Source organism: Actinophytocola sp., assembly GCF_050699915.1.
Classification (GTDB): domain Bacteria; phylum Actinomycetota; class Actinomycetes; order Mycobacteriales; family Pseudonocardiaceae; genus Actinophytocola.
Genome location: NZ_JBOHGA010000237.1, coordinates 1 through 8,810, shown reverse-complemented (window position 1 = coordinate 8,810; position 8,810 = coordinate 1). Strand labels below are relative to the sequence as shown.

Here is an 8,810-nt window from a genome sequence, read left to right as displayed (position 1 = left end):
GAGCTCGGCGACGATGCGTTCGCCGAGTCGGTCGCGCGCGGCCGCGACACCACCGTCGACACGGTGCGCGAGCTGGTCGGCGCTACACCCGCCGCCTGAACGCGCGGACCGCGAGCGGTGCGAACACCGCGAGGATCCCGGCGCCCCACAGCAACGAAGCCACGACCGGGCCGGCGACCGGACCGCCGACCAGCAGCCCGCGCAGCGCCTCGGCGACCTGGGTCACCGGGTTGACGTCGACGAAGCCCTGCAGCCAGCCCGGCATCGTCTCGGACGGGACGAACACGTTGCTCACGAACGTCAGCGGGAACATCACCGCGAACCCGAAGATCATGACCTTCTCCGGCTCCTTGACGATCATGCCGACGAGCACCGACATCCACGAGAACGCCATGGCGAACGCGAGCATCAGCACGAACGCGCCGACCACACCGACGACGTCGGTGCCCACCCGGAACCCGAGGATCGCGCCGAGGCCGAGCAGCAGGGCCATCGCCCACGCCTGCTTGACCATGTCCGCCCCGATCCGCCCGGCGAGCGGCGACCAGCGGGCGATCGGCAGCGCGCGCAGCCGGTCGAACACACCCTTGGTGATGTCGGTGTTGAGCCCGATGCCGGTGTTGAGCGTGCCGAACAACGAGTTCTGCACGATGATCCCGGGCAGCGCGAAGATCAGGTAGTCGTCGGTGGTGCCGGAGATCGCGCCGCCGAACACGTACGTGAACAGCAGCAGGAACATGATCGGCTGAATCGAGAAGTCGATGAGCTCCATCGGGTTGTGCTTGATCTGCACGAGCGTGCGCCAGGACAGCGACAGGCTCTGCGTGAGGCCCTCGAAGGGGCGGATGCGCGGCGCCACCGCGCCCATCGTCGGGGCGGTCATGGTCGTCATGCCGGGACTCCTTCCGTCTCGGTCGTCGTCACCGGCGCGGGCTCGTCGGTGGTGGCGCGGTGGCCGGTGAGGCCGAGGAAGACCTCGTCGAGGCTGGCGTCGCGCAGGGCCAGCTCGGCGACCGGCACATCGGCGTCATCAAGGCGACGCACGACGGCCGGCAGCATCGCCGGGTCGGTGACCGAGGCCGTCACGGTCGACCCCTCGACGACCGGGTCGGCGGCGGTCAGGTCGCGCACGACGGACAGCACGATCGGCAGGTCGGCCGCGTCCGCGGGGCGCACGACCAGCGGCTGGGCGCCGGTGCGGGCCTTGAGCTCGGCCGGCGTGCCGGTGGCGATGACCCGGCCGTGGTCGACGACCGCGATCTCGTGCGCCAGGTTGTCGGCCTCGTCGAGGTACTGGGTGGTCAGCAGCACGGTGACGCCGTCGGCCACCAGCTCTCGCACGATCTGCCAGAGGTCGAGCCGGCTGCGTGGGTCCAGCCCGGTGGTCGGCTCGTCGAGGAACAGCACGCGCGGGCGGCTGACCAGGCTCGCGGCCAGGTCGAGGCGGCGCCGCATGCCGCCGGAGTAGGTCTTGACCGCCCGGTTGGCGGCGTCGGACAGGCCGAACTGCGCGAGCAGCTCGCGGGCGCGGCGCTTGGCCCGCGCGCGTGGCCGGCCGAGCAACCGGCCGATCAGCAGCAGGTTCTCCGCGCCGGTGAGCATCTCGTCGACCGACGCGTACTGCCCGGTCAGGCCGATCAGCTGGCGGACCTGGTGCGCCTGGCGCACCACGTCGTAGCCGCACACCAGCGCGTGGCCGTCGTCGGGTCGCAGCAGCGTGGTCAGGATCCGCACCGCGGTGGTCTTGCCGGCGCCGTTGGGCCCGAGCAGGCCCAGCACGGTGCCGGTGCGCACGGCGAGATCGACTCCGGCGAGCGCGGTGGTCTCGCCGAACCGCTTGGCCAGCCCCTCGGCCAGCACTGCGTGGTTCATGGGTTCATCCCCTCGGTCAGTGTTCGATGACTTGTTCGATGACGCCACGTTCGCCGTTCTGGCTGACAGCGACCTGATATCGCCCTGAGACGGCTCCACGCCGCGCTGACATGTCGCTGACACGGCCGCGGCGGGGCGTAGGACTAGGCTTTCCCGCATGTCGACCACCGTTTCCGCGATCGATCCGTCGGCGCTGCGCGTGCGGCTGGACCGCGCCCGGGAGGCCGCTGGGACCGCCGGCGTGGACGCCCTGCTGATGGCGCCCGGCTCGGACCTGCGCTACCTGCTCGGCGGGTCCGGCAGCTCGTTCGAGCGGCTCACCTGCCTGGTCCTGCCCACCGGCCGGCCGCCGGTGCTGGTGGTGCCGAAGCTCGAGGCGCCGGGCTACGCGGCGGTGCCGACCGGTGAGCTGGACGTGGAGATCGCCACCTGGGTCGACGACGAGGACCCGTACGCGCTTGTCGCGTCGTTGGTCGGCGGGGCGTCGCGGGTGGCGGTCGGCGACGTCATGCCGGCGCTGCACGTGCTGGGCCTGCGCCGCGCGCTGCCGGCCGCCGACCAGGTGCTGGCCGGGCCGATCGTGCGCGAGCTGCGGATGCGCAAGGACGCCGCCGAGGTCGACGGGCTGCGGCGGGCGGGCGCGGCGATCGACCGGGTGCACGCGAGGATGGCCGAGTTCGTGCGGGTCGGCCGCACCGAGGCGCAGGCCGGTGCGGACATCGCGGCGGCGATCGTCGAGGAGGGCCACACGGTCGCCGAGTTCGTGATCGTCGGCTCCGGACCCAACGGCGCGAGCCCGCACCACGGCGTGTCCGACCGCGTCTTCGAGGCGGGCGACGTCGTGGTGGTCGACATCGGCGGCCCGATCGCCGAGGGCTACTGCTCGGACAGCACCCGCACGTACGTGCTCGGCGAGCCGCGCGACGCCGACGTGGCGGACACCTACGCGGTGCTGCAGGCCGCACAGCGGGCGGCGGTCGACGCGGTGTCGCCGGGCGTGGCGGCGCAGGACGTGGACGCCGCGGCCCGCACGATCATCGCGGACGCCGGGTTCGGCGAGTACTTCATCCACCGGACCGGCCACGGCATCGGGCTGGACGTGCACGAGGACCCGTACATCGTCACGGGCAACACGCTGCCGCTCGAGCCGGGGATGGCGTTCTCGGTGGAGCCGGGCATCTACCAGCCCGGCCGGTGGGGCGCGCGCATCGAGGACATCGTGGTGGTCACCGAGGACGGCGTCGAGCCGCTGAACAACCGGCCGCACGACCTGGCCGTGCTGCCGGTCTCATGAGCGAGCTTGCGAGCGAATCAATGTCACAGCGCGACCGTGAACGGCAGCACCGAGCCTGCGAGGGGCTGTGGTGACCACCTCCGAGCTGGAGCCCATCGACCAGGCGATCGCGCGGGAGCTGTCCGCGGACGGCCGCTGCAGCTTCACCGACCTCGCCGAGCGCGTCGGCCTGTCGGTCTCGGCGGTGCACCAGCGGGTGCGCCGGCTCGAGCAGCGCGGGGTGATCCGCGGGTATGCCGCGCAGCTCAACGCCGAGGTGATCGGGTTGCCGCTGACCGCGTTCATCTCGCTGACCCCGATCGACCCGGCCGCGCCGGACGACTATCCGCAGCGGCTCAACCACATCCGCGAGATCGAGGCGTGCTACTCGGTGGCCGGCAACGAGTCGTACATCCTGCTGGTGCGGGTGGCCTCCCCGGCCTCGCTCGAGGACCTGCTGCGTCGGATCCGCGAGTCCGCGAAGGTGTCCACCCGCACCACGGTCGTACTGTCCACCCCGTACGAGGGCCGCTCGCCCGCCCTCTAGCGAACCGCGACCAGGACGTGGTCGTCGCCGAACTGCCAGACCGGGGCGGCCTCGCGGAAACCCGCCGCCCGCAACAGCTCCGCGTGCTCGCCGACGGTCAGCTCGTTCTCCGTGTGGTCGATCGGCGCGGCGGGGCGGTCGGCGAGCAGCGGGGCGAGATCCGCGTCCTCGCCGAGCGCCTGCCACCACTGCGCCCAGTCCTCGTGCAGGTGCGAGCCGACCCGGGTGGTGCGGGCGTGCCGAACGTGCGCCGCGATGGAGTCCAGAGTGGACGTTCCGGGCGCCATGTGGTCGGCGTTGACGAACACGCCGCCGGGGCGCAGCCGCTCGGCCAGCGCGCGGTACACCGCCGCGAGCGTGTCGGGGTCGAGCCAGTGCAGTGCCGTCGACGAGACGGCCGCGTCCCACCGGCCCGCGAGCCCGGTGCGGTCCGGCCAGGACGGGTCGCCGAGATCGGCCTCCACCAGCCGCACCCGCGGGCCGGTGTTCGCGACACCGAGCCCGAGCAGCAGGGGATCGGCGTCCAAGCCCACCACATGCACCGCGGGCAGGGCCGCCGCCAGTCTCGCCGACAGCGACCCCGGTCCGCAGCCGAGGTCGACCACGTTCGCCGGGCCCGTGCCGACGGCGGTTCCGACGACTGTGCCGACGACGTCGATGACCACGCGGAACCGCTCCTCGCGGTCGGGGATGTTGTTCTCCTGCTGCTTGTCCCACCGCTGGACCCACCGCTGTGCCGTCGTACCCTGCATCGCGCACCTCCGTGACTGTCTATATGCTTGATACCAGTGACGCTAGCGGCTAAGGAGGTGACTGGTCAAGTGGAGTTTGACAGTCATATGAGCGACGTCGTGGGTCACGTGGTCCGGTTGATCAACGACGTGACGCCCGGCGAGCGCCACGGCCGGGACTTTCCCGGGCCGGCGGACGTCGCCGCGGCGGTGCGCGGCGCCGTTCCGCCCGAGCGTGCGTCCGACCGGCCCACCGAGGAGGAGGCGGCCGAGCTCGCCGGCTGGGCTGCCCGGTTGCGCCAGGTCGTCGAGCTGGTCGACGTCGGCGACGTGGACGGTGCGTGCCTCGCGCTGAACACGGTCATGCGCGAGACCGAGGCCGTCCCGACGCTCTCCCGACACGACGGCGAGCCGTGGCATCTGCACTTCCACAGCGCCGAGGCCGAGTGGGCGGTGAGCTGGGCCGCCCCGATGGCCACCGCGCTCGCGACCGTAGTGGGCACCGCGTCCGTCGAGCGGCTCGGCATCTGCAACGCGTCCGGCTGCGACCGGGTCTACGTCGACATCTCCCGCAACGGCACCCGCCGGTTCTGCTCGACCGCGTGCCAGAACCGGGTCAAGGCGGCGGCCTTCCGCGCCCGCCGAACGGACTCCGCGGCCCGAGATCGTCAACACCCGTAACACCCGGTCAGCCCCCGGCGACTCGTCAGACATGTCGCCCTACGTCGTGTACGACGACGCCGAAGACGGTGGTCTGCTGGTGGAGGTGACCGCCCTGCCCGGCGAGCAGGTCACGCGCGGAGGTCGGGCCGAACGCGTCGTCGCGCACGCCGGCGAGACGATCCAGGACAGCCTTCGCCGAGTGCTGCCGACGTTGCGAGACGTGGTCGAACAGATTCGGTCCACTGTGGACGATGGCGACCAGGTCGAGCTCGAGTTCGGGCTCAAGTTCGCCGCGGACGCCAGGGTGGTCATCGCGGGGACCAGCGCCGAGGCAAGCCTGCAGATCCGCCTCACCCTGGGCGGGAAGGGCCCCTGACATGGGCTCGCGGATCGTGGAGTACGACGAGCTCGTGCTGCGCGTCGGCCATCGCGGCGAGCAGGACTACCACGTCGTCGTGACGGCCGACGCGGTGCAGAGCAGCGGCCGGGCCCGGGTGACGATGCCGTTCGACGAGCGGGACCTCGAGCTCTTCGTCGCCCGGCTGGGGCGCACCAGGGGCCGTACTCGATCCGTCGTCCGAACCGAGCTCGACGAGGCGAAGAAGTTCGGCAGCGAGCTGTTCGACGCCCTGTTCACCGGAGACGTCCGCCGCGTCTACAACGACGCCAGCATGCATGCCCGGTACCGCGATCGTGGACTGCGCATCCGGCTGCAGCTCGAGTCGCCGGAGCTCATGGCGGTGCCGTGGGAGTACATCTACGAGGGACGAGGCTTCCTCGCGCAGTCGATCTACAGTCCCGTCGTGCGTTCCTTCGATCTCGCCGGCGTGCGGCCGACGAGGGAGCTGCATCCACCGCTGAGGATTCTCGCGTTGGCGAGTGCGCCGTCCGGACAGGTGCCGCTGGACGTGGCCGAGGAGAAGGACAAGCTCGATCGTGCGCTGGCCCCGTTGGTGGCCGGCGGCGCCATCACGATCGAATGGCTGGAGCGGGCGACCCTGGGCGAGCTGCATCGAGTGCTGGCCGCGCCGGACGAGTTCCACGTGGTCCACTACGTCGGCCACGGCGCGTACGACGACCGCACGGCGAGCGGCGTGCTCATCCTCGAAGACGAGCACGGCCTGCCCCGCGAGGTCACCGGCGAGGAGCTCGCCTGGGTGCTGCGGGACGAGCGGAGCCTCCAGCTGGTCGTGCTCAACGCCTGCGCCGGGGCACGCGTGTCCGCGGTGGACCCGTTCTCCGGCGTCGCGACCTCTCTCGTGGGCACGGGCATCACGGCCGTGGTCGGCATGCAGTTCGACATCACCGACGACGCGGCGATCGTGTTCGCCGAGAGCTTCTACACCGCGGTGGCGCAGCTCGATCCGGTGGACGCGGCCTTGTCGCGGTCGCGGATGGCGATGTGGGCGAACGGGCACGACACCGAGTTCGGCACGCCGGTGCTCTTCCTCCGCGGCGAGGAGACGAGGCTGTTCTCCTCGACACCCGGGCAACCGGTCGCCGTCGAGCCGCCGGTGCGACGCGCTCCCGCGGCCAGGGAGGCGCGACCGGAACCGCCGGCCGGAACCGACTCGCTCACCTTGCGGGTGGCGCGGTCGCGAGACGACGAGGTCCGCGTCACCGTCGCGGCCGGCGACACGCGGCGGTCCTTCGGGTCGTCCCGTCCGGGCATCGAGATGTTCGCCCCGTTGTTCGATTACTCGACGACGGGCGACACGTCGGCGGCCCGCGCGGCGATCAAGGCCGCGTGGGCGCGGCTGGGACCGAACGAGACCTTGTACACCGGCCAGAAGAAGGCGATCAGTGAGGCGCTCGGAGCGGTCGAGGTGCCGGTGGCGACCTTCAAGTGCGCGCGGTCGGGGGAGACCTACCGGCGAGTCCTGGTACTCCTGACGACCCACCGGATCATCTGGAGTCGGGAGAGCTTCTTCGACAATCCCGACATCCAGTGGGTCGACTGGTTCAACGTCGACACGATCGAGCTGGACACCTCGTCGGGCGGAGACTCCAGCGTCGCCATCGCCGGCCGCGACTTCGAGAAGGTCGAGTTCGTCGGCATCAACGCCAACGTGATCTTGCTGCGGGAGCACCCTGATGCGGGCGAGGCCGGGCCTGGCCAGGTGCATGCCGTGATGGCGAACCTTCGGACCGAGAGAAAGCGCGACGCCTCGGCCGAGGCGGGCCGGTTACTGTTCGACAAGTTCCTACCGGACGACCTGGCCGACGTCTTCCGCACCGCGGTTCCCGTCTCGGAGGGGAGTCGATCTCGTCCGAAGTTCGTCGTTCGGGTCGACGACGACCTGCAATGGCTGCCGTGGGAGCTCCTGCGCGACGAGGTGCGCGGGTACGTCATCAACCACGCGGACGTCGTCCGACAGCTCGGCCGGGGGAGGGCCGACGACGAGAGGCGGACTCTGGGCAACCTGCGGAGCGCGCTGGTGGTCACTGGCGCGCACGCCCGATCCGACGGCGCCGCCGACGACGACTTCGCTCAACGGGTGCGGAATCGGCTGCGAGACGGCCGGCGGGCAGCGGAGGTCGCCTGGCTGCACGACGACGACGTGGTGGGTGTTCTCGACCAGCTGGCTCGAAACCGGTACGACGTCGTGGTCGTCGATGTCTCCTTCACACAGGGGGCGACGGGAGGGGCCGCGGTGACGTTCGGACCCGGCCGGCAACCTGTCTGGTTGTCCGTGCACGAGGTCGCGGACGCGGTGGCGGCCCACCCACCGAGCCTGCTCGTCGTCTGTTTGAACACGCCGACCAGTGAGACCTTGTCGAGTCAGGGCGTCGCGGTATCCGGCCTGCTGACCGCCCTGCTCGACGTCGGTGTCGGCGCGGCGATCGCGTTCGACACCGAGCTGCCGCGTGAGGCACGTCTTCGCGTCGCGTCGACGGTGCTGAACCAGGCCGGCAGCGACCTGACCGCCGACGAGCTCGTGCGCCGCCTCCGCGAGGAGCTCGCCGCGGCGTTCCCGGACGGCTGGAGCTGGGCCGACCTCACCCTCTTCTCACGGTAGCGCCGTAGCCGGTTCGCGGGCCGGGGCGGCGGCGTTCTCCCGCGCCAGTACGACCGCGCCGACCGCCACCAGCGCGCCGGCCGGGGCGAGCCAGGACGGCCCGGCGGTCGCCAGTATCAGCCCGCCGAGCGCGGACCCCAGCGCGGCGCCGACGAAGATCGCCGAGCCGTTGAGTCCGAGTGCGACGGTCGGCGCGTCCGGCGCGAGCGCGAACAACCGGTGCTGCTGGGGAACCATCAGCATCCCGGCGACCACCCCGCTCGCCACCGCGGTCACGAGCAGGCCCGGCAGCGTCAGCAGGCCGGCGTTCATCGCGGCGAGCGTCAGCACCAGCCCGGCGAGCGAGACCAACCGCACCCGTCGCGGTTCCGTCCGGTCGGTCCACCGCCCGGCCAGCCAGTTCCCGGCCACCGAGCCGACGCCGAACGCCATCAGCACCCACGAGATCGTCGCGCCCGGGGCGACCGACGCGGCGAGCACGGGCAGGTACACGAACACGCTGAACGACGCGGTCAGGCCGACGGTCGTGATCACCAGCACCCGCGTCACCGACGGCCGCACCAGCACCGACAGGCGGGTCCGCAGCCCGGCCGCCGGCACCGTCACGCGCGGCAGCCCCGTCAGCGAGACCGCGACCAGCACGCCGATCCCGGCGATCGCCCACATCACGCCCCGCCAGCCGAGCCACGCGCCGACGAGCACGC

At 71.7% G+C, this 8,810-nt stretch carries 9 protein-coding genes; 5 read left to right on the top strand and 4 right to left on the bottom strand.

Annotated elements, in window-relative coordinates; all coding sequences use genetic code 11:
• Nucleotides 1–82: 82 nt before the first annotated feature.
• Both ACRDSK_RS28440 and ACRDSK_RS28435 read right to left on the bottom strand, forming a co-directional pair.
• Nucleotides 83–892, bottom strand: coding sequence for an ABC transporter permease (locus ACRDSK_RS28440; RefSeq protein WP_431444427.1), 810 nt, complete (start codon nt 890–892; stop codon nt 83–85).
• Entirely contained in the window at nt 889–1,872 is a 984-nt protein-coding gene (locus ACRDSK_RS28435; protein ID WP_431444426.1) for an ATP-binding cassette domain-containing protein, read from the bottom strand. Before ACRDSK_RS28435 ends, ACRDSK_RS28440 begins: the two co-directional genes overlap by 4 nt.
• A gap of 157 nt (nt 1,873–2,029) precedes the next feature.
• Here ACRDSK_RS28435 and ACRDSK_RS28430 point away from each other — a divergent pair, with 157 nt between their 5' ends.
• Together ACRDSK_RS28430 and ACRDSK_RS28425 are read left to right on the top strand one after the other, a co-directional pair.
• Nucleotides 2,030–3,166, top strand: a complete 1,137-nt coding sequence (locus tag ACRDSK_RS28430) for a M24 family metallopeptidase (protein WP_431444425.1) — start codon at nt 2,030–2,032, stop codon at nt 3,164–3,166.
• A gap of 70 nt (nt 3,167–3,236) precedes the next feature.
• Complete coding sequence (locus tag ACRDSK_RS28425; protein ID WP_431444423.1) at nt 3,237–3,692, top strand: Lrp/AsnC family transcriptional regulator; 456 nt, start codon at nt 3,237–3,239, stop codon at nt 3,690–3,692.
• Here the strand turns inward: ACRDSK_RS28425 and ACRDSK_RS28420 are convergent.
• The gene (locus tag ACRDSK_RS28420; protein WP_431444422.1) at nt 3,689–4,444 is read right to left on the bottom strand and encodes a class I SAM-dependent methyltransferase; all 756 of its coding nucleotides are present in this window, start codon (nt 4,442–4,444) and stop codon (nt 3,689–3,691) included. The two genes, ACRDSK_RS28425 and ACRDSK_RS28420, sit on opposite strands and share 4 nt — an antisense overlap.
• 87 nt (nt 4,445–4,531) lie before the next feature.
• On the opposite strand from ACRDSK_RS28420, the gene ACRDSK_RS28415 reads away from it, so the two are divergent.
• From ACRDSK_RS28415 to ACRDSK_RS28405, 3 genes are read left to right on the top strand one after another with little or no spacing between them, the layout of a single operon-like run.
• Entirely contained in the window at nt 4,532–5,104 is a 573-nt protein-coding gene (locus tag ACRDSK_RS28415; protein ID WP_431444421.1) for a CGNR zinc finger domain-containing protein, read from the top strand.
• Between the two features lie 31 nt (nt 5,105–5,135).
• Nucleotides 5,136–5,462 (top strand): CU044_2847 family protein, encoded by a 327-nt coding sequence (locus ACRDSK_RS28410; protein WP_431444420.1) that lies wholly within the window; start codon nt 5,136–5,138, stop codon nt 5,460–5,462.
• A gap of 1 nt (nt 5,463) precedes the next feature.
• On the top strand, nt 5,464–8,106 hold the full coding sequence (locus tag ACRDSK_RS28405; RefSeq protein WP_431444419.1) for a CHAT domain-containing protein: 2,643 nt from the start codon (nt 5,464–5,466) through the stop codon (nt 8,104–8,106).
• Here ACRDSK_RS28405 and ACRDSK_RS28400 read toward each other — a convergent pair.
• The coding region (locus ACRDSK_RS28400; protein WP_431444418.1) for an MFS transporter at nt 8,098–8,810 on the bottom strand (713 nt) is incomplete at its 5' end. The two genes, ACRDSK_RS28405 and ACRDSK_RS28400, sit on opposite strands and share 9 nt — an antisense overlap.

Bases quoted from the DNA above. Each gene is read 5' to 3' on its own strand.
- ACRDSK_RS28415 (WP_431444421.1), top strand. From the start codon at position 4,532: ATGAGCGACGTCGTGGGTCACGTGGTCCGGTTGATCAACGACGTGACG.
- ACRDSK_RS28440 (WP_431444427.1), bottom strand. From the start codon at position 892: ATGACGACCATGACCGCCCCGACGATGGGCGCGGTGGCGCCGCGCATC.
- ACRDSK_RS28410 (WP_431444420.1), top strand. From the start codon at position 5,136: ATGTCGCCCTACGTCGTGTACGACGACGCCGAAGACGGTGGTCTGCTG.
- ACRDSK_RS28405 (WP_431444419.1), top strand. From the start codon at position 5,464: ATGGGCTCGCGGATCGTGGAGTACGACGAGCTCGTGCTGCGCGTCGGC.
- ACRDSK_RS28420 (WP_431444422.1), bottom strand. From the start codon at position 4,444: ATGCAGGGTACGACGGCACAGCGGTGGGTCCAGCGGTGGGACAAGCAG.
- ACRDSK_RS28430 (WP_431444425.1), top strand. From the start codon at position 2,030: ATGTCGACCACCGTTTCCGCGATCGATCCGTCGGCGCTGCGCGTGCGG.
- ACRDSK_RS28435 (WP_431444426.1), bottom strand. From the start codon at position 1,872: ATGAACCACGCAGTGCTGGCCGAGGGGCTGGCCAAGCGGTTCGGCGAG.